This window comes from Pseudomonas sp. R1-43-08 (assembly GCF_003852255.1).
In the GTDB taxonomy this organism is placed as follows: Bacteria; Pseudomonadota; Gammaproteobacteria; order Pseudomonadales; family Pseudomonadaceae; genus Aquipseudomonas.
In genome coordinates, this window is record NZ_CP027734.1 from 141,011 (window position 1) to 165,528 (window position 24,518).

Annotated in this window: 6 protein-coding genes; 5 read left to right on the top strand and 1 reads right to left on the bottom strand. The window is 59.4% G+C overall.

From position 1 onward, the window contains the following. Positions 1-9: 9 nt before the first annotated feature. Positions 10-17,076, bottom strand: coding sequence for a retention module-containing protein (locus C4J87_RS00655; protein ID WP_124365322.1), 17,067 nt, complete (start codon positions 17,074-17,076; stop codon positions 10-12). Between the two features lie 338 nt (positions 17,077-17,414). On the opposite strand from C4J87_RS00655, the gene C4J87_RS00660 reads away from it, so the two are divergent. The 5 genes from C4J87_RS00660 to C4J87_RS00680 all read left to right on the top strand — a co-directional run bounded on the left by C4J87_RS00660 (position 17,415) and on the right by C4J87_RS00680 (position 24,384). Then, complete coding sequence (locus C4J87_RS00660; RefSeq protein ID WP_124360682.1) at positions 17,415-18,773, top strand: TolC family outer membrane protein; 1,359 nt, start codon at positions 17,415-17,417, stop codon at positions 18,771-18,773. A 39-nt stretch (positions 18,774-18,812) separates the two neighbouring features. After that, complete coding sequence (locus tag C4J87_RS00665) at positions 18,813-20,969, top strand: type I secretion system permease/ATPase (protein ID WP_124365323.1); 2,157 nt, start codon at positions 18,813-18,815, stop codon at positions 20,967-20,969. After that, positions 20,959-22,323 (top strand): HlyD family type I secretion periplasmic adaptor subunit, encoded by a 1,365-nt coding sequence (locus C4J87_RS00670; protein WP_124360684.1) that lies wholly within the window; start codon positions 20,959-20,961, stop codon positions 22,321-22,323. Before C4J87_RS00665 ends, C4J87_RS00670 begins: the two co-directional genes overlap by 11 nt. Before the next feature lie 213 nt (positions 22,324-22,536). Beyond that, complete coding sequence (locus tag C4J87_RS00675; RefSeq protein ID WP_124365324.1) at positions 22,537-23,403, top strand: TauD/TfdA family dioxygenase; 867 nt, start codon at positions 22,537-22,539, stop codon at positions 23,401-23,403. Positions 23,404-23,463: 60 nt separating this feature from the next. Further along, positions 23,464-24,384: a LysR family transcriptional regulator gene (locus C4J87_RS00680; protein WP_124365325.1), complete on the top strand. Its 921-nt coding sequence runs from the start codon at positions 23,464-23,466 to the stop codon at positions 24,382-24,384. Positions 24,385-24,518: the final 134 nt, after the last annotated feature.

Here is a 24,518-nt window from a genome sequence, read left to right on the forward strand (position 1 = left end):
AACCCAAGCTTAGGCGGTGTGATCGATCTTGATGGTCGGGTCGGCACCGCTGATCAGCGAGTTGATGCTGGTGTGGGACCAATCGTTGCCTTCCAGCTTGATGGTCACATCCGCATTGGCCAGGCCACCGGCGGCGTTGAGCTTGCCTTCGCTGCTCACTTGCAGGGTCGACACGCCTTCTACCGTGGTGATCTTGAGGTAGTTGTCGATGGTACTGTCCGTCTCGCCCTTCAACAGATCGCGCAGGTCAATCCGGTCACCTTCCGACGCCTTGAAGTCCTTGATCACATCGTTGCCGATGTCACCGGCTTTCCACACGAAGGTGTCGGCACCCGCACCGCCGATCAGGATGTCGTTGCCCTGACCGCCCATCAACGTGTCGTTGCCGGTACCGCCCAGCAAGATGTCATTGCCCTTGCCGCCGTCCAGCACGTCGTTGCCGCCCTGGCCGAACAGAATGTCATCGCCATTGCCGCCGAGCAGCGTGTCGTTGCCGTCCTTGGCGCCGGACACGTCGAAGTCCGCGTAATGTTCGGTGACGTACTGGTGCACGTTCGAGGTGGTAACCGCCGAGACGGCCACACCGGCTTTCTGTGCCACAAAAGCCTGCAGGGCGTTGTAACCCTCGCCGGTCACCCCGCTGAAGCTCACCAAGTCGCCAAAGAGGATGTCATTGCCGTCGCCACCGCTGATGCTGTCCGCGCCTGGCAGAGTCGCCTCGGTATGGCCGAGGATGGCATTGGCCAGGTCCTTCGGATCGATATTGGCCTGTGGCTTGCCATCGCTGTCGTAAGGCTTCAGGTCGCTTAAGCTGATGTCGCTGTTGATACCGATCGCCTCCACATGCGACAGCCCGCCCAGCAGCGCAAAGGCGCTCTTGGAGTTGGCCAGTGTTGCCGTGTCGGTGCTGTTGCCTCGGCCGTCAAGGTTGGACAACTCAAAGGTGCCGTCGCCCTGGGCGCGGACCGTGCCCAGGTTGTAGGCCGTCCACCAGAAGCCGTTCGAGGTTTGCAGTTGAGCGGCACCCGAGGCGTCGATGCTCAAGTAATGGGTGTTATCCAGGTACTTGCCGACCGCGGTCCCGGGCGTGTAGTTGGCCGTCGTTACCACATCATCGAACTTGACGTTGCCGTACAGCGTCGGGTTGGTCTGCTCGCCGCTCTGGTAGAACGTCGGTTGGCCGTCGGTGATGAAGTACGTCAGGTTGGTCGCGCCGGTATTTTTGGTCGCCAGGTCGCTCTGGAAGAAGTTGGCGGTGGTCTTGAACACGTCTTCGTAGTTGGTGCCGCCTTCCGACCCCATCGAGTCCAGCACCGCTTTGAGCTGGGTCAGCGCATTGGGGGCATTGAGGTTGATGGCGATCGACTTGTTCACCTGGCTATCGAAGTCGGCCAGGAAGATATTCACCGTGCCCGACGTGTTGGCGCCCAGGCTGTTTTTGAGTGAGTTGAACACCGTGGTCAATGAAGCCTTCGCCGCGTCGATCGACGCTGCGCTCATGCTGCCGGAGCTGTCCACCATGAAGGCAAGGTTGTAGTTCTTGCCCTGCACCACGTTCAGGCCGCCGATGTCGGCCACGACGATGTCGTTGCCGTCGGTGCCGATGATCGAGTCGCTGCCCGACGTGCCGGTTACCGAGTTATACGCCGCCGGGTAGACCGTCACCGGCAATTGCGCGGTGGTGGTCGCCGAGCCGCCGATGCTTTCGGTAGACGTCGAGGTCACGGTCAGGTTGAACTGGCCGCTGTAATAGGTCGGCGGCTTGATGGTCAGGGTGCCCAGGTCCCAGCCGTTGACGTTGACTTCGCCCACGGTTTTCGTCGCCGTGAAGGTGTGTCCCGAAGCGTCGGTAAGCACCGAGCCTGCCGGAATGCCACCGATCTTCACCGCCAAGGTTTCCGAACCATCGGTGTCGATCAGCGCGGTGGTGATCTTGGACAGTTTGACGCTGCCGTTTTCCAGGCCTTCGTTGAGCTTATAACCCACGTAGTAACCGTCACCGTTGCTACCATGCAGGTCGGACACGGTCACGCCGGCGTTGGTCAGGTCGGCAATGCCGGTGTACAGCGGGACGTTGCTGGTGCTCAAGTTCTGCGTCGCGCCGCCATTGATCGACAGGTTGACATCATAGCTGCCGGGGCCCGCCTGGTTGGCCTGATAGATCTCAATGCTGTAGTAACCGCTGACCGCCGGCGTGAACGTGCCGCTGAACTTGCCGCTGTTGGTGCCCCACAGGCCGCTGGCCACGTCTTTACCGCCGACGTTGATCAGCAGGCTGTCATCGGCGACGCCGCTGAAGGTGTAGTTCTTGCCGGCTTCCATGTACATCAGGCCGGAGATTTTTCCGCCTGAACCGGGGGTAACGTCGGTGGTGGACTCGACATTGGTCACCACCGCCGTGCTGTTCGGCGTGCCGGCGCCATCGATGGCTTTTTTCAGCACGTCCGGTGCGGCGCCGTTGCCGCTGGTGCCAAGGCCGGGAAGGCTGTTCCAGCTCTGCTTGATCAGGCCGACCGAGTTGACGTTGTTGTCAGCCACACCCAGGGTTGGCGCGTCGGCCACCGGGGTGATATCGACTTTCACCGTGGCGCTGGTGCCCAGGTCCTTGCCGTCGGTGGGCTGGAACTTGAACTGTGCGTAATCGGCCTGCTTGTTACCGATGCCCGTGCCGCCATAACCGTCGGTGCCGGACTCGTTGGCGTTTGGCGTAAAGCGTAACTGGCCGCCATCGATCTGGGCTTTGGTAAAGGTCTGGCCGCTGGTCACGTTGGTCCAGGTGGTGCCGTCGGTTGCCAGGTATTGCAGCTTGCCGGCCACCGGCAGGTCGGTGATTTTCACGCCGAGGCTGGCTGATGGCGAGTCCATGTCGCTCACGCCGAAGTTTGCCCAGGTCAAGGCCAGCGCAGTGTCTTCCGTACCGGTCACGGCCCCGCCCGTTGCCACTGGCGCATCGTTGACCGCCACCACGTTGACTGTGGTGGTGGCGACGTTGGAGTAATTGCCGCCGTCGGTCACCGCCACGGTAATGGTGCGCGGCGTGGTGCTTGGGTCGTGGCTGGTGTTGGTGAACGTGATGTTCTGGATACGCTGCATGTAGTCAGCCAGCGTCGCGCTGCCCGACAACGTCAGGGTGATGGTGCCCGTCTGATTGTTGGTGCTGACGCTGATGCCATTCACGCTGTTGCCCAGGTTCAAGGCATCACCGGCTTGTGCATTGGTCAGGGTGACCGTTGCGCCGGTCAGCAGGGTGCTGTCCGGATCGGTGATCTTGATATCGGTGTCGGCAATCGACACACCCGGCCCGGCGGTGCCTTCGGTGAAGGAGGTCTTGAAGTCGTTGCCGCTGGCACCGCTGGAGTTGTTGGCGTCCAGGTCGATAACCGGCGGCGCATCGTTGTCGAGGATGTCAGTGCTGACCGTGCCCTTGTCGATCACCAGGTTCTCGAAGTTGCCCCCGGTGGCCTTGTCGATGGTGATGACGATTTTTTCGGTCGGCTCGGTGATTCGGTCGTCAAGTGTGCGGATATCAAACGGCACGCTGCTGGCGCCGGCCGGGATCTTCACGGTGTACACACCATTGAAATCCGAACCATCGGTGGCCGTGCCGCTGTACTTGAGGGTGACGGTCACGTCGGTTTGCGCCGGGTTGCTCAAGGTCAGGGCGTAGTGCGCCGTACCACCTTCGGTCACCGAAGCGTCGCCGCTGATGCTGAGGGTAGTGTTGGTGACCACATCCGTGACTTTGGTGACCACGGTGCTGCCGTCGACCATCAAGTGCTCGTATTTGTCGCCGCCACTGACTACGGCACTGATTTTGGCAGTGACATCATTGGCGCCGACATACGCATCGTTCGGCGCGGTGGCGGTGGTGAAGCTGCTGGACTTGCCGCTGCCGATGGTAATGGTCGAGCCGTTATCCAGCTTCACCACCAGGTCGGAACCGACGTTGGTCACCGTCGCACCATTTTTGTCGACCAGCGACGCGGTGTAGACGATCTGCCCGCCCTCGCTGACCGAACCCGTGGCCTTGAGCACCACGGTTACATCGTCGATGGTGTCGTTGATCGTCGTCGTTGCGCCGTTGTCTGCGACTGCCAGTTTTTCGAAGTTGCCGCCAGTTGCGTCGGTGATCTTGACCGTTTGAGTGCTCTTGTCGATGAACACGTCATCGCTTGGCGCGGGCACAGTTACGGTGCCAACGGTCTCGCCAGCCTTGATCGTGATGCTCGAACCGTTATCCAACTTCAGGGTGACGTCGCTGCCGGCCTTGTTGCTCAAGGTGGCGGTGTAGGTGATCTGGCCACCCTCGTTGACGGCGCTTGGCGCGGTCAGCGTGACGCTGGTGAGGTCGGTGCTGCCTGGGGTATCCGTGACGGTCGTATTAACCGCTGTGGTACCCGGCACCAGGTTTTCGAAATGCTCGCCACCGGTCACGCTTTTGATAGAGGTGGTGACGGTTTGATCGCCTTTGTAAACGTCGTTTGGTGCCACCGTGATGAGCGTGCCGCTGGATTGGTTTACACCGATGGTGATGGTTTTGCCGTTGTCCAGAGTGACGGTCAGCGGATTGGTAGTGTTGTTCACCAGCGCGCCGTTTTTATCCACAAGGGTAGCGGTGTAGACGATATTGCCGCCTTCGCCGACGGTAGGAGTGGCGGTCAGAACCACATCGACCTTGTCGATGGTGTCGTTGATCGTGGTGGTTGCGCCATTGCCCGCGACTTCCAGTTTTTCGAAGTTGCCGCCAGTTGCGTCGGTGATCTTGACCGTTTGGGTGCTCTTGTCGATGAACACATCATCGGTCGGAGCAGGTACGGTCACGGTGCCGACGGTATTACCCGCTTTGATGGTGATCGACGAGCCGTTGTCGAGTTTCAGCGTGACGTCACTGCCTGCTTTGTTGGAAAGCGTAGCGGTGTACGTAATCTGTCCACCTTCGTTGACTGCGGTTGGCGCTGTCAGGGTGACGGTAGTGGTATCAGCAGTGCCCGGAGTATCCGTGACGGTCGTGTTAACCGCTGTAGTTCCCGGCACCAGATTTTCGAAATGTTCGCCACCGGTCACGCCTTTGATAGCTGCGGTGACGGTTTGATCGCCTTTGTAAACGTCGTTTGGTGCCACGGTGGTGAGCGTGCCGCTGGATTGGTTTACGCCGATGGTGATGGTTTTACCGTTATCCAGAGTGACAGTCAGCGGATTGGTGATGTTATTCACCAGCGCGCCGTTTTTATCCACAAGGGTAGCGGTGTAGACGATATTGCCGCCTTCGCCGACGGTAGGAGTGGCGGTCAGGACGACGTCAACTTTGTCGATGGTGTCGTTGATGGTGGTGGTTGCGCCGTTGCCTGCGACTTCCAGTTTTTCGAAGTTGCCGCCGGAAGCGTCGGTGATTTTGACGGTCTGAGCGCTCTTATCGATAAACACGTCATCAGTCGGAGTAGGCACGGTCACGGTGCCGACGGTATCGCCAGCCTTGATGATGATGCTCGAACCGTTGTCGAGTTTCAGCGTTACATCAGTACCTGCCTTGTTGCTCAAGGTCGCGGTGTAGGTGATCTGACCACCTTCGTTAACTGCACTTGGCGCAGTCAGGGTGACGGTAGTGGTATCAGCTGTGCCCGGAGTGTCCGTGACAGTAGTGTTAACCGCTGTAGTACCTGGCACCAGGTTTTCAAAATGCTCGCCACCGGTCACGCCTTTGATGGCTGCGGTGACGGTCTGGTCGCCCTTGTACACATCATCTGGCGCAACAACCGAAACACTACCGCTCGTTTGGTTTACACCGATGGTAATGCTCTGCCCGTTATCCAGAGTGACAGTCAGCGGATTGGTGATGTTATTCACCGGCGTGCCGTTCTTATCCACAAGGCTGGCGGTGTAGACGATGTTGCCGCCTTCGCCGACGGTAGGAGTGGCGGTCAGAACCACATCGACCTTGTCGATGGTGTCGTTGATGGTGGTGGTTGCGCCGTTGCCCGCGACTGCAAGCTTCTCGAAGTTGCCACCAGTCGCGTCGGTGATCTTGACGGTCTGGGTGCTTTTGTCGATGAACACATCATCGGTAGGGGCAGGCACAGTTACGGTGCCGACAGTGTCGCCAGCCTTGATTGTAATGCTCGAACCGTTATCCAACTTCAGGGTGACGTCACTGCCGGCCTTGTTGCTCAGGGTCGCGGTGTAGGTGATCTGTCCACCTTCGTTAACTGCACTTGGCGCGGTCAGGGTGACAGTAGTGGTATCAGCAGTGCCCGGAGTATCCGTGACAGTGGTATTCACTGCGGTGGTGCCTGGCACCAGATTTTCGAAATGTTCGCCACCGGTCACGCCTTTGATAGCTGCGTTGACGGTTTGATCGCCTTTGTAGACGTCGTTTGGTGCCACGCTGGTAACCGTGCCGCTGGATTGGTTCACGCCGATGGTGATGGTTTTGCCGTTGTCCAGAGTGACGGTTAGCGGATTGGTGGTGTTGTTCACCAACGCGCCGTTTTTATCCACAAGGGTAGCGGTGTAGACGATATTGCCGCCCTCGCCAACGGTAGGAGTGGCGGTCAGAACTACATCGACCTTGTCGATGGTGTCGTTGATGGTGGTGGTTGCGCCATTGCCTGCGACTTCCAGTTTCTCGAAGTTGCCGCCCGTGGCGTCAGTAATCTTGACCGTTTGAGTGCTCTTGTCGATGAACACATCATCGGTCGGAGCAGGCACAGTCACGGTACCGACGGTGTCGCCCGCTTTAATAGTGATCGAAGAGCCGTTATCCAATTTTAACGTGACGTCGCTGCCTGCTTTATTAGAAAGCGTGGCGGTGTAGGTGATTTGACCACCTTCGTTGACGGCGCTCGGCGCGGTCAGCGTGACGCTGGTGAGGTCGGTGCTGCCCGGGGTATCCGTGACGGTCGTGTTAACCGCTGTGGTACCCGGCACCAGATTTTCAAAGTGCTCGCCACCGGTCACGCCTTTGATAGCAGCGGTGACGGTCTGGTCGCCCTTGTACACATCATCCGGAGCCACAACCGAAACAGAACCACTCGACTGGTTCACACCAATGGTGATGCTCTGCCCGTTATCCAAGGTGACGGTCAGCGGATTGGTGATGTTGCTCACCGGCGCGCCGTTTTTATCCACAAGGGTAGCGGTGTAGACGATATTGCCGCCTTCGCCAACGGTAGGAGTGGCGGTCAGAACTACATCGACCTTGTCGATGGTGTCGTTGATGGTGGTGGTTGCGCCGTTGCCTGCAACTTCCAGTTTCTCGAAGTTGCCGCCAGTGGTTTCGGTAATCTGAACCGTCTGAGTGCTCTTGTCGATGAACACATCATCGGTCGGAGCAGGCACAGTCACGGCGCCGACGGTGTCGCCAGCCTTGATGGTAATGCTCGAACCGTTATCCAACTTCAGGGTGACGTCGCTGCCTGCTTTGTTGGAAAGCGTGGCGGTGTACGTAATCTGGCCACCTTCGTTCACGGCGGTTGGCGCGGTCAGTGTGACGGTAGTGGTGTTGTCAGTGCCCGGTGTATCGGTAACAGTGGTGTTAACCGGCGTGGAACCCGGCACCAGATTTTCAAAGTGCTCGCCACCGGTGACGCCTTTGATTGATGCGGTGACGGTTTGATCGCCTTTGTAGACGTCGTTTGGTGCCACGCTGGTAACCGTGCCGCTGGATTGGTTCACGCCGATGGTGATGGTTTTACCGTTGTCCAGAGTGACAGTCAGCGGATTGGTGATGTTGCTCACCGGCGCGCCGTTTTTATCCACAAGGGTAGCGGTGTAGACGATGTTGCCGCCTTCGCCAACGGTAGGAGTGGCGGTCAGAACTACATCGACCTTGTCGATGGTGTCGTTGATGGTGGTGGTTGCGCCATTGCCAGCGACTTCCAGTTTCTCGAAGTTGCCGCCCGTGGCGTCGGTGATCTTGACCGTTTGAGTGCTCTTGTCGATGAACACATCATCGGTCGGAGCAGGCACAGTCACGGTACCGACGGTGTCGCCCGCTTTAATAGTGATCGAAGAGCCGTTATCCAATTTTAACGTGACGTCGCTGCCTGCTTTATTAGAAAGCGTGGCGGTGTAGGTGATCTGACCACCCTCGTTGACGGCGCTTGGCGCGGTCAGCGTGACGCTGGTGAGGTCCGTGCTGCCTGGGGTATCCGTGACAGTCGTGTTAACCGCTGTGGTACCCGGCACCAGATTTTCAAAGTGCTCGCCACCGGTCACGCCTTTGATAGCAGCGGTGACGGTCTGGTCGCCCTTGTACACATCATCCGGAGCCACAACCGAAACAGAACCACTCGACTGGTTCACACCAATGGTGATGCTCTGCCCGTTATCCAAGGTGACGGTCAGCGGATTGGTGATGTTGCTCACCGGCGCGCCGTTTTTATCCACAAGGGTAGCGGTGTAGACGATATTGCCGCCTTCGCCAACGGTAGGAGTGGCGGTCAGAACTACATCGACCTTGTCGATGGTGTCGTTGATGGTGGTGGTTGCGCCGTTGCCTGCAACTTCCAGTTTCTCGAAGTTGCCGCCAGTGGTTTCGGTAATCTGAACCGTCTGAGTGCTCTTGTCGATGAACACGTCATCGGTCGGAGCAGGCACAGTCACAGCGCCGACGGTGTCGCCAGCCTTGATGGTAATGCTCGAACCGTTATCCAACTTCAGGGTGACGTCGCTGCCTGCTTTGTTGGAAAGCGTGGCGGTGTACGTAATCTGGCCACCTTCGTTCACGGCGGTTGGCGCGGTCAGTGTGACGGTAGTGGTGTTGTCAGTGCCCGGTGTATCGGTAACAGTGGTGTTAACCGGCGTGGAACCCGGCACCAGATTTTCAAAGTGCTCGCCACCGGTGACGCCTTTGATTGATGCGGTGACGGTTTGATCGCCTTTGTAGACGTCGTTTGGTGCCACGCTGGTAACCGTGCCGCTGGATTGGTTCACGCCGATGGTGATGGTTTTACCGTTGTCCAGAGTGACAGTCAGCGGATTGGTGATGTTGCTCACCGGCGCGCCGTTTTTATCCACAAGGCTGGCGGTGTAGACGATATTGCCGCCTTCGCCGACGGTAGGAGTGGCGGTCAGGACGACGTCAACTTTGTCGATGGTGTCGTTGATCGTGGTGGTTGCGCCGTTGCCTGCGACTTCCAGTTTTTCGAAGTTGCCGCCAGAAGCGTCGGTGATTTTGACGGTCTGAGCGCTCTTATCGATAAACACGTCATCAGTCGGAGCAGGCACGGTCACGGTGCCGACGGTATCGCCAGCCTTGATGATGATGCTCGAACCGTTGTCGAGTTTCAGCGTTACATCAGTACCTGCCTTGTTGCTCAAGGTCGCGGTGTAGGTGATCTGACCACCTTCGTTAACTGCACTTGGCGCAGTCAGGGTGACGGTAGTGGTATCAGCTGTGCCCGGAGTGTCCGTGACAGTAGTGTTAACCGCTGTAGTACCTGGCACCAGGTTTTCAAAATGCTCGCCACCGGTCACGCCTTTGATGGCTGCGGTGACGGTCTGGTCGCCCTTGTACACATCATCTGGCGCAACAACCGAAACACTACCGCTCGTTTGGTTTACACCGATGGTAATGCTCTGCCCGTTATCCAGAGTGACAGTCAGCGGATTGGTGATGTTATTCACCGGCGTGCCGTTCTTATCCACAAGGCTGGCGGTGTAGACGATGTTGCCGCCTTCGCCGACGGTAGGAGTGGCGGTCAGAACCACATCGACCTTGTCGATGGTGTCGTTGATGGTGGTGGTTGCGCCGTTGCCCGCGACTGCAAGCTTCTCGAAGTTGCCACCAGTCGCGTCGGTGATCTTGACGGTCTGGGTGCTCTTATCGATGAACACGTCATCAGTCGGAGCAGGCACGGTCACGGTGCCAACGGTATCGCCGGCTTTGATGGTGATCGACGAGCCGTTATCCAACTTCAGGGTGACGTCACTGCCGGCCTTATTGCTCAAGGTTGCGGTATAGCTGATCTGGCCGCCTTCGTTAACCGCGCTTGGTGCGGTCAGCGTAACGGTGGTGGTGTTATCAGTGCCTGGGGTGTCAGTCACAGTTGTAGTGACTTTATCGGTACCCGGAACTAGGTTTTCGAAGTGTTCGCCACCGGTCACGTCCTTGATAGCGGCCGTGACGGTTTGGTCGCCCTTGTACACGTCATCCGGTGCAACAACCGAAACGCTACCGCTCGATTGGTTCACACCAATGGTGATGCTCTGGCCGTTATCCAGAGTGACGGTCAGCGGATTGGTGATGTTGCTCACCGGCGTGCCGTTTTTATCCACAAGGGTAGCGGTGTAGACGATGTTGCCGCCCTCGCCAACGGTAGGAGTGGCGGTCAGAACTACATCGACCTTGTCGATGGTGTCGTTGATTGTGGTGGTTGCGCCGTTGTCTGCAACTTCCAGTTTCTCGAAGTTGCCGCCAAAAGCGTCGGTGATTTTGACGGTCTGAGTGCTCTTGTCGACGAACACGTCATCGCTTGGCGCTGGCACGGTCACGCTGCCGACAGTGTCGCCAGCCTTAACAGTGATCGACGAGCCGTTATCCAACTTCAGGGTGACGTCACTGCCGGCCTTGTTGCTCAAGGTCGCGGTGTAGGTGATCTGACCCCCCTCGTTAACCGCATTTGGCGCAGTCAGGGTGACGGTAGTGGTATCAGCTGTGCCCGGAGTGTCCGTGACAGTGGTGTTAACCGCTGTGGTACCCGGCACCAGATTTTCAAAGTGCTCGCCACCGGTCACGCCTTTAATGGCGGTGGTGACGGTTTGATCGCCTTTGTAGACGTCGTTCGGTGCCACGCTGGTAACCGTGCCGCTGGATTGGTTCACGCCGATGGTGATGCTTTGGCCGTCATCCAGGGTCACGGTCAGCGGGTTGGTGATGTTAGTCACCGGCGCGCCATTCTTATCCACAAGGCTGGCGGTGTAGACGATATTGCCGCCCTCGCCAACGGTAGGAGTGGCGGTCAGAACTACATCGACCTTGTCGATGGTGTCGTTGATTGTGGTGGTTGCGCCGTTGTCTGCAACTTCCAGTTTCTCGAAGTTGCCGCCAGTGGTTTCGGTAATCTGAACCGTCTGAGTGCTCTTGTCGATGAACACATCATCGGTCGGAGCAGGTACGGTCACGGTGCCGACGGTATTACCCGCTTTGATGGTGATCGACGAGCCGTTGTCGAGTTTCAGCGTGACGTCACTGCCTGCTTTGTTGGAAAGCGTGGCGGTGTAAGTGACCTGCCCACCTTCGTTAACCGCACTTGGCGCGGTCAGCGTGACGGTAGTGGTGTTGTCGGTACCCGGTGTGTCGGTAACAGTGGTGTTAACCGGAGTAGTACCTGGCACCAGGTTTTCGAAGTGCTCGCCACCGGTCACGCCTTTGATAGCTGCGGTGACGGTCTGGTCGCCCTTGTACACATCATCCGGAGCCACAACCGAAACAGAACCGCTCGATTGGTTTACCCCAATGGTGATGCTCTGGCCGTTATCCAACGTCACGGTCAGCGGATTGGTGATGTTATTCACCGGCGTGCCGTTTTTATCCACAAGGCTGGCGGTGTAGACGATATTGCCGCCCTCGCCAACGGTGGTGGTGGCGGTCAGGACTACGTCAACTTTGTCGATGGTGTCGTTGATCGTGGTGGTCGCACCATTACCCGCAACTTCCAGTTTCTCGAAGTTGCCGCCAGAAGCGTCGGTGATTTTGACGGTCTGAGTGCTCTTATCGATGAACACGTCATCAGTCGGAGCAGGCACGGTCACGGTGCCAACGGTATCGCCGGCTTTGATGGTGATCGACGAGCCGTTATCCAACTTCAGGGTGACGTCACTGCCGGCCTTATTGCTCAAGGTTGCGGTATAGCTGATCTGGCCGCCTTCGTTAACCGCGCTTGGTGCGGTCAGCGTAACGGTGGTGGTGTTATCAGTGCCAGGGGTGTCAGTCACAGTTGTGGTGACTTTATCGGTACCCGGAACTAGGTTTTCGAAGTGCTCGCCACCGGTCACGCCTTTGATGGCGGTCGTGACGGTCTGGTCGCCCTTGTACACATCATCGGGCGCAACAACCGAAACGCTGCCGCTCGTTTGGTTTACACCGATGGTGATGCTCTGGCTGTTATCCAACGTGACGGTAAGCGGGTTGGTGATGTTGCTCACCGGCGTGCCGTTTTTATCCACAAGGGTAGCGGTGTAGACGATGTTGCCGCCTTCGCCAACGGTAGGAGTGGCGGTCAGAACTACATCGACCTTGTCGATGGTGTCGTTGATTGTGGTGGTTGCGCCATTACCCGCAACTTCCAGTTTCTCGAAGTTGCCGCCAGAAGCGTCGGTGATTTTGACGGTCTGATTGCTCTTGTCGACGAACACGTCATCGCTTGGCGCTGGCACGGTCACGGTGCCGACGGTGTCGCCAGCCTTAACAATGATCGAGGAGCCGTTATCCAACTTCAGCGTAACGTCACTGCCCGCTTTATTGGAAAGCGTAGCGGTGTAGGTGATTTGACCACCTTCGTTGACCGCACTTGGCGCGGTCAGCGTAACGGTGGTGGTGTTATCAGTGCCAGGGGTGTCAGTCACAGTTGTGGTGACTTTATCGGTACCCGGAACTAGGTTTTCGAAGTGCTCGCCACCGGTCACGCCTTTGATGGCGGTCGTGACGGTCTGGTCGCCCTTGTACACATCATCGGGCGCAACAACCGAAACGCTGCCGCTCGTTTGGTTTACACCGATGGTGATGCTCTGGCCGTTATCCAACGTCACGGTCAGCGGGTTGGTGACATTAGTCACCGGCGCACCGTTCTTATCCATAAGGCTGGCGGTGTAGACGATGTTGCCGCCTTCGCCAACGGTGGTGGTGGCGGTCAGGACCACGTCGACCTTGTCGAGGGTGTCGTTGATTGTGGTGGTCGCGCCGTTGCCCGCAACTTCAAGTTTCTCAAAGTTGCCGCCAGTGGCGTCAGTGATCTGAACGGTTTGAGTGCTCTTATCGATGAACACATCATCGCTAGGCGCAGGCACCGTCACAGTGCCGACGGTATCGCCAGCCTTGATGGTGATGCTCGAGCCGTTATCCAACTTCAGGGTGACGTCACTGCCCGCTTTATTAGAGAGCGTCGCGGTGTACGTAATTTGACCGCCTTCGTTCGCTTCAGCCGGAGCCGTCAGCGTCACTGTGGTGGCGTTGTCAGTGCCGGGAGTATCAGTAACGGTGGTATTGACCGGTGTGGTGCTCGGCACTAGGTTTTCGAAGTGCTCACCGCCAGTGACAGTCTGAATGGCAGTGGTGACGGTCTGGTCGCCTTTGTAAACATCATCAGGTGCCACGGCGGTGACCGTGCCGCTCGATTGGTTTACCCCGATGGTAATGCTCTGGCCATTATCCAAAGTGACGGTCAGCGGGTTGGTGATGTTGATCACCGGCGCGCCGTTTTTATCCACAAGGCTGGCGGTGTAGACGATGTTGCCGCCTTCACCGACGGTGGTGGTGGCCGTCAGGACCACGTCGACTTTGTCGAGGGTGTCGTTGATTGTGGTGGTTGCGCCATTACCTGCAACTTCCAATTTTTCGAAGTTGCCGCCCGTGGCTTCAGTGATCTTGACCGTTTGAGTGCTCTTATCGATAAACACGTCATCGGTAGGCGCAGGGACGGTCACGGTGCCAACGGTATCGCCGGCTTTGATGGTGATCGAAGAGCCGTTGTCCAGCTTCAGAGTGACGTCGCTGCCTGCTTTGTTGGAAAGCGTGGCGGTGTAGCTGATCTGGCCGCCTTCGTTAACCGCGCTTGGTGCGGTCAGCGTAACGGTGGTGGTGTTATCGGTACCCGGAGCATCGGTAACGGTCGTGTTGACCGGAGCAGTACCAGGCACGAGGTTTTCGAAATGCTCGCCACCGGTCACGCCCTTGATAGCGGCCGTGACGGTCTGGTCGCCCTTGTACACATCATCCGGAGCCACAACCGAAACAGAACCACTCGACTGGTTCACACCAATGGTGATGCTCTGGCCGTTATCCAGGGTGACGGTCAGCGGGTTAGTGATGTTGCTCACCGGCGTACCGTTCTTATCCACAAGGCTGGCGGTGTAGACGATGTTTCCGCCTTCGCCAACGGTGGTTGTGGCGGTCAGAACTACATCGACCTTGTCGATGGTGTCGTTAATTGCCGTCGTCGCACCGTTACCCGCAACTTCCAATTTTTCGAAGTTGCCACCAGTAGTCTCGGTGATCTGAACAGTCTGGGTGCTCTTGTCGATGAACACGTCATCGGTCGGTGCGGGTACGGTCACAGTACCGACGGTGTCACCCGCTTTGATGGTGATCGACGAGCCATTATCCAGCTTCAAAGTTACGTCAGTACCGGCCTTGTTGCTCAAGGTCGCGGTGTACGTAATCTGACCACCTTCGTTCGCTTCAGCCGGAGCAGTCAGCGTCACTGTGGTGGCGTTGTCAGTGCCTGGGGTGTCAGTAACGGTCGTGTTGACCGGAGCAGTACCTGGCACCAAATTCTCGAAATGCTCGCCACCGGTCACGCCATTGATAGCGGTCGTGACGGTCTGGTCGCCCTTGTAAACGTCATCCGGTGCAACAACCGAAACGCTGCCGCTTGATTGGTTCACGCCGATGGTGATGCTCTGCCCGTTATCCAGGGTGACGGTCAGTGGATTGGTGATGTTAGTCACCGGCGCGCCGTTTTTATCCACAAGGCTGGCGGTGTAGACGATGTTTCCGCCTTCGCCGACTGTGGTGGTGGCGGTCAGAACTACATCGACCTTGTCGATGGTGTCGTTAGTTGTGGTGGTCGCGCCATTGCCCGCAACTTCCAGTTTTTCGAAGTTGCCACCAGTAGTCTCGGTGATCTGAACAGTCTGACTGCTCTTGTCGATGAACACGTCATCGGTAGGTGCAGGCACCGTCACAGTGCCAACGGTATCGCCGGCCTTGATGGTGATGCTCGAACCGTTATCCAACTTCAGCGTGACGTCACTGCCCGCTTTATTAGAAAGCGTAGCGGTGTAGGTGATCTGACCACCTTCGTTCGCCTCGGCCGGAGCTGTCAGCGTGACGGTCGTAGTGTCGATGGAGTCGGTAATAGTGGTAACCGCTGGCGTCGTACTCGGTACCAGGTTTTCAAAGTTGCCGCCGGTGGCGCCAGTAATGGTGGTGCTGATGGTGCTGCCGTTGACGTAGACATCGTTCGGCGGCGTGTCGACGACCACGCTGCCTACCGACTCGCCCGCCTTGATGGTGATCACCGAGCCATTGCTCAAGGTGACGTTCACCGGCGTCTGCGCTGGGTTGGTCAGGGTGGCGGTGTAGGTGATCTGGCCACCTTCGGTCACGTTCGTGTCGGCAGTCAGCGTAACGGCGGTGGCGTCGACCGAGTCATTGATGGTCGTAACGGCAGGCGTTGTGCTCGGTACCAGGTTTTCAAAGTTGCCGCCGCTGGCACCGGTGATCGTGGTGCTGACGGTCGAACCGTTAACGTAGACATCGTTGGCAGGGGTATCGACCACCACGGTGCCCACGGACTCGCCGGCCTTGATAGTGATCACCGAGCCATTGCTCAAGGTGACGTTCACCGGCGTCTGCGCCGGGTTGGTCAGGGTAGCGGTGTAGGTGATCTGGCCGCCTTCGGTCACGCTCGTGTCGGCTGTCAGCGTAACGGCGGTGGCGTCGACCGAATCAGTGATGGTCGTAACGGCAGGCGTTGTGCTCGGTACCAGGTTTTCAAAATTACCGCCGGTGGCACCGGTGATCGTGGTGCTGACGGTTGAACCGTTAACGTAGACATCGTTGGCCGGGGTATCGACCACAACGGTGCCCACGGACTCGCCGGCCTTGATGGTGATCACCGAGCCATTGCTCAGGGTGACGTTCACCGGCGTCTGCGCCGGGTTGGTCAGGGTAGCGGTGTAGGTGATCTGACCGCCTTCGGTCACAGTCGAACCCGCCGTCAGCGTGACGGTGGTGGTATCAACCGAATCGGTAATCGTAGTGACCGCAGGCGTGGTGCTCGGCACCAGGTTTTCAAAGTTGCCGCCGGTTGCGCCGGTAATAGTGGTGCTGACAGTCGACCCATTAACGTAGACGTCGTTGGCCGGAGTATCGACCACGACCGTACCCGTCGACTCGCCGGCTTTGATAGTGATCACCGAGCCATTGCTCAAAGTGACGTTCACCGGCGTCTGCGCCGGGTTGGTCAAGGTCGCGGTGTAAGTGATCTGCCCGCCTTCGGTCACGCTCGAACCGGCCGTCAAGGTCACGGTGGTGGTGTCGAGGGTGTCGGTAATCTGCGTCACGGCCGGGTTAGGGTCGAGGGTCAGCACCAGGTTGTTGCCGCCGGTGGTGCCGGTGACGTTGACGCTGATCTGGCTGGCGTCGATGTACGGGCTGTCGTTAGGTGCCAGGGGCACGTTGACGGTGCCGGTCAGTTGGCCGGACGGGATGGTAATCACCGCGCCGTTGGACAGAGTAATGGTCAAGTCGCTGGTGCCGGGCTGGGTCACTGTGGCGGTGTAGGTCAGCACGCCTCCGGCTTCGGTGATGCTAGGCGTGGCGCTCAGGCTCAGGGTCGCAGGCTGCAGCGCCAGGTTGCCGTTGCCGGTAGAAGCCTGGGCACCCGTAAAGGTGTTCAGGGTTGACGTGCCCTGGCCGATAGGGGCGGTGGGAAAACCGATGGTCGGATCGACACGGCCGGCGGTCGCGTCCAGCACCACAAAGCTGTGGCCCCCGCCTGCGGCGCCATTACCGGCAGCGGTTGCGCCTGCTGCCGTGGCTTCCAGGTCGGTGGTCGGGTCGGCGCCGGCGGCGATGGCTTGTTGCAGTTCGGCTACCGACGGCGCGGCCTGTTCGGTGGCGGCGGCCAGGTCGGCAGTGGAGTCCGGCATGTCGGCGCTCCACTGGGTGTCGCGGCCCAGGTCCAGTGTGCGCCCATCAGCCAGTTCCAGGCTCACCGCGCCCGACAGGCCCGTGTCAATCTGGTCGCCCGCGAACAGGCGATCACCCTCAACCAGAACACGGCGCGTTCCTTCCGGAGAAATAACGAACACTTGACCAACAATGCTTTTGACGATGGCAACAACATTGCTCATTAAATATTTCTCCGGCGATCCGTTTCTGATGATTTCCATGTGGCCACTTAAGAGTAGGGCCAAACTGGAGGGGGCGTAGTCTAGATAGTTACTGGCGTCAAATATTTGGCTGGAATTTTTAGTTATCTAGTTTCTGCCAAACTATTGACCTTATGGTCGCCATCCTAAACAATCGCCTCCGTAATGTCACATTGATATTTATGCGGCGAACCGTCCTACATGTGTGAAGCAGTTCCGCTATTTGAACTTTCCGACGTACGGTCATTACGGTAGCCATTATCCGACGCAGCGGCGCCAATCGCTGTGATTTGAGACAAGAAGTCCTGGGGAATTTTTTAATGCGTCTGCACCTGCTTAAGGCAATACCGTTCGTTCTCGCCGCCAGTTTTGTCCAAGCCCAAACATTGCCCCAAGCCATGCAGCAGGCACTGGATGTGCACCCTGAGATTCAGGCCGGTGTGAACAGCCGTATCGCCGCCGATTACCAGCTGCGTGCGGCGCAGGGTGGGTATCTGCCGCGTGTCGATTTGAATGCCGGCTATGGCCGTGCAGGCACCGATAACGCCTCCACCCGCCTCGCCAATGGCACAGGCGGCAACCACTGGGAAACCCTCAATCGCGGCGAGTCCAGCCTGCGCCTGCAACAAATGATTTTTGACGGTTTCGCCACCTCCAGCGAAGTCGGGCGTCAACAAGCCAACGTCAACGCCCGTGCCTATTCCCTGCTCGGTACATCCGAGCGCACCGCGTTGACCGTTGCCCAGGTCTACCTGGAAGTGTTGACCCGTCGCGAGTTCGTGCGCCTGGCCGAAGACAACCTGCGCAACCACGAACGCATTTACGATCAGATCAAGCTGCGCACCCAGCGCGGCGTCGGTAACGGTGCCGACCAGGACCAGGCCGAAGCGCGTCTGGCCCAGGCCCGCAACAACCTGATCACCGAGCAGACCAACCTGGCGGATGCGCAAACCAACTACCTCAGCGCCGTTGGCCAGATGCCCGACCAGCTTGAGCGCCCGGCGCCGTTCATGGCCATGCTCCCGGCCGACCTGAATGAAGCGCGTCGCCAGATGCTCGACAACAGCCCGGTTCTGCGCTCGGCCGAGTCGGACATCTCTGCCGCCGAGAAGCAGTACGCCGCCGCCAAGTCCAGCTTCTACCCGCGCTTTGATGCTGAGCTTGGCACCAATGCCGACAATAACGTCGGCGGCGACGCCAACCACAGCAACGGCTGGGAAGCCATGGTGCGTATGCGCTTCAACCTGTTTGCCGGGGGCAGCAACAAGGCCGACCTGCAATCGAAGTCGTACCAGGCCAACCAGGCCCTGGACATCCGCAACAACGCCCTGCGCCAGCTCAATGAAGAACTGGGCCTGGCCTGGAACGCCTTGAACAATGCCAACGCGCAACTGCCGGTGGCCCAGCAGTATGTGGACCACAGCACGCGCGTGCGCACCTCCTACCAGCAACAGTTCAGCCTGGGCCAACGTACCCTGCTGGACCTGCTCGACAGCGAGAACGAATTGTTCACCGCTTCGCGTCGCCTGGAAGAGATCAAGAACATTCAGTTATTTACTCAGTACCGAATCAAGGCGACCATGGGCCAATTGCTCAAAAGCCAAGGCGTAGTCGCTCCAATGGCCTCGATCGTGCAAAACGATGTGAAGCCCAAAGTCCAACTGCCTGGGATGAACTGAGTCATCCGTAGCCCCATCTGTTAGTCGAGAGTGCACCGCGTGGAATCCGAAGTCAGTCGAGTTCATCTCAGTCATGATCCACGCACGCTGCACGACGACCCGTTACTCGACGGGTTGTTGGCACTCTGCGCCCTGCACCAGAAACCGGCCAGCGCGGCCATGCTCACCACCGGCCTGCCGCTGCCTTCGCAGCGCCTGAGTGCCGAGTTGTTGTCGCGTGCCGCCGCGCGTGCCGGGCTGCAGGGCCGGCTGTTGCAACGCAAGCTCGAACAGATCCCGGCCATCGCGTTGCCGGCGCTGCTGCTGCTCAAGGACGGGCGCAGTACTGTGCTGGTCGGCTGGCAGGGCGACGATGAAGCGCGGGTGCTGCTCAGCGAAAGCGACGGCGGGGAAGTGCTGATCAAGCGCGAACTGCTGGCCGCTGACTACATCGGCAAAGTCTTCTTCGCCCAACCGCAGCACAAATTCGACGTCAACCATGGCACCCTGATCCCGCGGGCGCGGTCCTGGTTTCGCGACACCCTCAAGCGCTCGCGCTGGCTGTACACCGACGCCATCGCCGCCAGTTTTTTGATCAACATCATCGCCATGGCCGCGCCGCTGTTCGTGATGAACGTGTACGACCGCGTGGTTCCGAACCAGGCCACCGCCACCCTGTGGGTGCTGGCCGTGGGCATCTGTGGCGCGTACCTGTTCGACCTGGTGCTCAAAAGCCTGCGCAGTCTGTGCCTGGACCTGGCCGGTAAAAAAACCGACCTGATCATCTCCGCCACCTTGTTCGAGCGCATCGTCGGCATGTCGATGAAGTACCGCCCGGCGCGGGTCGGCAGCTTTGCGCAGAACATCCATGAGTTTCAGAGCCTGCGCGACTTCCTCGCCTCGCTGACCCTTACCAGCCTGATCGACCTGCCGTTCACGCTGCTGATCTTCCTGGTGATCGCCCTGCTCGGCGGCCATCTGGTGTGGATCCCGGTGCTGGCGTTCCCGATTGCCCTGGGTATCGGCTACGCCCTGCAGAAGCCTTTGGTCGCGACCATGGAACGCACCATGGCCCTGGCCGCCGAGCGCCAGTCGAGCCTGATCGAGACCCTCGCCGGGCTGGACGCGGTCAAGGTCAACAACGCCGAGAGCGAACGCCAGTACGGCTGGGAACAGACCATCGGCACCTTGAGCCGGCTCGAACTGCGGGTGAAGTTGCTGTCGGGCCTGTCGATGAACATGACCCTGCTGATCCAGCAACTGGCCGGCGTGATCATGATCGTGTTCGGCGTGTACCAGATCATCGACGGCAACCTGAGCATGGGCGGCCTGATTGCCTGCTACATGCTCAGTGGCCGCGCGTTGAGCCCGCTGGCTTCGCTGTCGGGCCTGCTCACGCGCTACCAGCAAGCCAAGGTCACCATGACCTCGGTGGACCAGATGATGGAACTGCCCCAGGAGCGCAACTTCGAAGAGCGCCCCATGAGCCGCCGCACCCTGCAAGGCGCCATCGAGTGCCGGGGCCTGAACTTCACGTATCCAAACCAACAGAACGCTGCGCTGAAAAATATCAATCTGGTGATCAAACCAGGGGAAAAAATCGGCATCATCGGCCGCAGCGGCTCGGGCAAAAGCTCCCTGGCCAAATTGATCGTCGGCCTTTACCAGCCTGACTCCGGCGCGTTGCTGGTGGACGGCGTGGACGTGCGCCAGATCGATGTCAGCGAACTGCGCCACAACATCGGCTACGTCGCCCAGGATATCCAACTGCTGGCCGGCACCCTGCGTGACAACCTGGTCAGCGGCGCACGATACGTCGAAGACGAAATGGTCCTGCAGGCGGCGGAATTGGCCGGCGTGCACGAATTCGCGCGCCTGCATCCGCAAGGCTACGAACTGCAAGTCGGCGAGCGTGGGCAGAACCTGTCCGGCGGCCAGCGCCAGAACGTCGCCCTGGCCCGTGCGCTGCTGCTCAACCCGCCTATCCTGCTGCTGGACGAACCCACCAGCGCCATGGACAACACCGGTGAAGAACGCTTGAAACAACGCCTGCACGCCGTGGTGCAAAACAAGACCGTGGTGTTGGTGACGCACCGTGCCTCGCTGCTCTCCCTGGTAGACCGCCTGCTGGTGGTCGACCGTGGGCAGATTCTTGCGGACGGCCCGAAAGCCGTGGTCATGGAAGCGTTGAAGAAGGGGCAGATCAGTGTTGCTTAACTCCATCAAAAACGCGGTCGGCCGCTACTTCAAAGGTTCCGACTCGCTGCACGGCCAGCCGCTGCCCGAGGTCAACAAAGCGTTGATCGAAGATGCGCCGCGAGTCATTCGCCTGACCATCTGGGCCATCATTGCCTTCTTCCTGTTCCTGGTGGTGTGGGCGGGTTTCTCCGAAATCGACGAAGTGACCCGTGGCGACGGCAAGGCGATTCCGTCGTCCAAATTGCAGAAAATCCAGAACCTGGAAGGCGGCATCGTCGCCGAGCTGTACGTCAAGGAAGGCCAGATCGTCGAGGCCGGTGCGCCGCTGATTCGCCTGGATGACACGCGGTTCGTGTCCAACGCCGGGGAAACCGAAGCCCTGCGCCTGGCCATGCAATTGCGCGTCGAGCGCCTGAGCGCGCAGGTGGATGATCGCCCCCTGAACATTCCCGACGAGGTGCTCAAGGCCGCGCCCAGCCAGGCCGCCAACGAACGCTCGCTGTATGAAAGCCGTCGCCAGCAGTTGAAAGACGAAGTTGGCGGTTTGCAGGAACAACTGGTGCAGCGCCAGCAGGAATTGCGCGAGTTCACCTCCAAGCAAGGCCAGTACCGCAGCCAGCTGTCCCTGCAACGCCAGGAAATCAACATGTCCGAGCCGCTGGTGGCCCAGGGCGCGGTGTCGCCGGTGGAAGTGCTGCGCCTCAAGCGCGCCGAAATGGAAACCCGCGGCCAGCTGGACGCCACCACCCTGGCGATCCCCCGTGCCGAATCGGCGATCAAGGAAGTGCAGCGCAAGATCGACGAAACCCGTGGCAAATTCCGCAGCGAAGCCCTGACCCAACTCAACGAGGCCCGCACCGAACTGAACAAGGCCGAATCCACCGGTCGCGCCCTGGAAGACCGCGTCAGCCGTACCTTGGTCACCTCGCCGGTGCGCGGGATCGTCAAGCAGCTGCTGGTCAACACCGTGGGCGGCGTGATCCAGCCGGGCAGTGACATGGTGGAAATCGTGCCGCTGAACGACACCCTGCTGGTGGAAGCCAAGATCCGCCCGCAAGACATCGCGTTTCTGCACCCTGGGCAAGAAGCGGTGGTCAAATTCACCGCTTATGACTACACCATCTACGGTGGCCTGAAGGCCAAGCTCGAACGCATCGGCGCTGACACCATCACCGATGAAGACAAGAAAACCACCTACTACATGATCACCCTGCGCACCGACCGCAGCCACCTGGGCACCGATGAGAAGCCGTTGCTGATCATCCCCGGCATGGTCGCCTCGGTGGACATTATCACCGGCAAGAAAAGCATCCTCAGCTACCTGCTCAAGCCGATCATCAAGGCGCGGGCCGAGGCGTTGCACGAGCGCTAATCTCTATCGCTCTTGCCGGCCCAATCGGGAGCAAGTCGAATCGTCGCACCGCCCCTCCCACACTTGATTTGTGAACACATTCAAATGTGGGAGGGGGCTTGCCCCCGATGAGGCCATCAGCATCACCAAAGCATATGGATATGCCCTAACAGTATTTAAACTTCCATTCTTAGACCTATAAATTCACTCCCCTGTCTGCCGGAAGTGAATCCAATGTCCACCATCAACCAAACCTTCGACATCCGCCCCTTCTCCGGCAGTGTCGGCGCCGAAATCATCGGCCTGGATCTATCCCAACCCTTCAACGACCAGGACTTCGCCCGCATCCATCGCGCACACCTGGACCACCACGTCATCGTGTTCCGCGACCAACGCATCACCCCAGAACAACAGATCGCCTTCAGCCGCCGCTTCGGTGTGCTGCAAATCCATGTGCTCAAACAGTTCCTGCTGGCCAATCACCCGGAGATCCTGATCGTCTCCAACATCATCGAAAACGGCCAATCCATCGGCCTGGGCGATGCAGGCAAATTCTGGCACTCGGACCTTTCGTACAAGGAGCTGCCCAGCCTGGGCTCGATGCTGCATGCCCAGGAACTGCCGTCCGAGGGCGGCGACACGCTGTTTGCCGACATGCACAAAGCCTGGGAACAACTGCCCGAGCACTTGCGCAACGCCGTTGAAGGGCGCCGCGCCGCGCATTCCTACACCGCGCGTTACAGCGAAAGCAAATTCGAGGGCAACTGGCGTCCCACCCTGACCCCTGAACAGCTCGCCCAAGTGGCCGAAGTGGAGCACCCCATCGTGCGCACTCACCCTGAAAACGGCCGCAAGGCACTGTTCGTCAGTGAAGGCTTCACCACCCGCATCGTCGGCCTGCCAGAGGACGAAAGCCGCGACCTGCTGGCCCAGCTCTACGCCCACAGCGTGCTGCCGGCAAACATCTACCGCCACCAGTGGCAGCCCCATGACCTGGTGTTCTGGGACAACCGCTCGCTGATCCACCTGGCGGCCGGCTGCCCGGGCCATCTGCGCCGCAAATTGTTCCGCACCACCATCCAGGGCGACGCGCCGTTCTGAACCGCTAAAGCCTGCTAGGATTGCGTCCAGTTCACTCCCAACCGAACATGAGTGCTTGGCATGCAACTACCGGACATGAACCTGCTGGTCGCCCTCGACGCCTTGCTCGATGAAGGCAGCGTGGTGGGCGCCGCGCGACGGATGAACCTGAGCCCGGCGGCCATGAGCCGTACCCTCACGCGTATCCGCGAGGCGGTGGGTGACCCGATCCTGGTGCGCGCCGGCCGCGGCCTGGTGCCGACGCCCAAAGCGCTAGAGCTGCAAGGCCAGGTGCGCAACGTGGTGGAGCAGGCGGCGTTGTTGTTTCGCTCGGCGGACCAAGTCGATTTGAGCACTTTGCGCCGCCGCTTCAGCGTGCGCGCCAATGACTTTTTCATCGGTGTGTATGGCGGTCGGCTGTTCGACACCCTGCAACGCGCGGCGCCGTTCTGCGAACTGCGCTTCGTGCCCGAAGGCGACACCGACGATGAAGCGCTGCGCGAAGGGCGGTTGGACCTGCGGGTGAGCAATACCATGCCGGCCGGGCCCGAAGTGAAGGTGCAGAATCTGTTCTCGACCACGTTTGTCGGCCTGGCCCGGGAAGATCACCCGCTGTTCGACGAAGAGATCACCGCCGCTCGGTTTGCCAGCTATTCCCACATCAGCATCTCGCGACGCGGCATCGCCCGTGGGCCTATCGATACCGCCTTGAATGCCCAGGGCCTGGAGCGCCACGTGGCAATGATCGCCCCCGGCTTTCACGGCGCGATGTTCATGTTGCCCGACTCCGACCTGCTGCTGCCGGTGCCCAAGGAAGCCCTCCTGAGCGCCAAGCGCCTGAAGCTGCCGCTGCGCTCGTTCGCCTTGCCGATTTCGCTGCCGACCCTGGTATTGGCGCAATCCTGGCACCCGCGCTTCGACAAAGACCCGGCGCACAAATGGCTGCGCGAGACCATGCGCGAGAGCTGCCACGCCACCTGGCTGGAAGCCCAGCCGGGCTGAAATCAAATGTGGCAGGGGGCAAGCCCTAATGCCAGTTAGTTAAGGCGACACCGAACCTGTGGCGAGGGAGCTTGCTCCCGCTGGACTGCGCAGCAGTCCCATTGTTTGGGGCCGCTTCGCGCCCCAGCGGGAGC

Bases quoted from the DNA above. Each gene is read 5' to 3' on its own strand.
- C4J87_RS00655 (WP_124365322.1), bottom strand. From the start codon at position 17,076: ATGAGCAATGTTGTTGCCATCGTCAAAAGCATTGTTGGTCAAGTGTTC.
- C4J87_RS00660 (WP_124360682.1), top strand. From the start codon at position 17,415: ATGCGTCTGCACCTGCTTAAGGCAATACCGTTCGTTCTCGCCGCCAGT.
- C4J87_RS00675 (WP_124365324.1), top strand. From the start codon at position 22,537: ATGTCCACCATCAACCAAACCTTCGACATCCGCCCCTTCTCCGGCAGT.
- C4J87_RS00680 (WP_124365325.1), top strand. From the start codon at position 23,464: ATGCAACTACCGGACATGAACCTGCTGGTCGCCCTCGACGCCTTGCTC.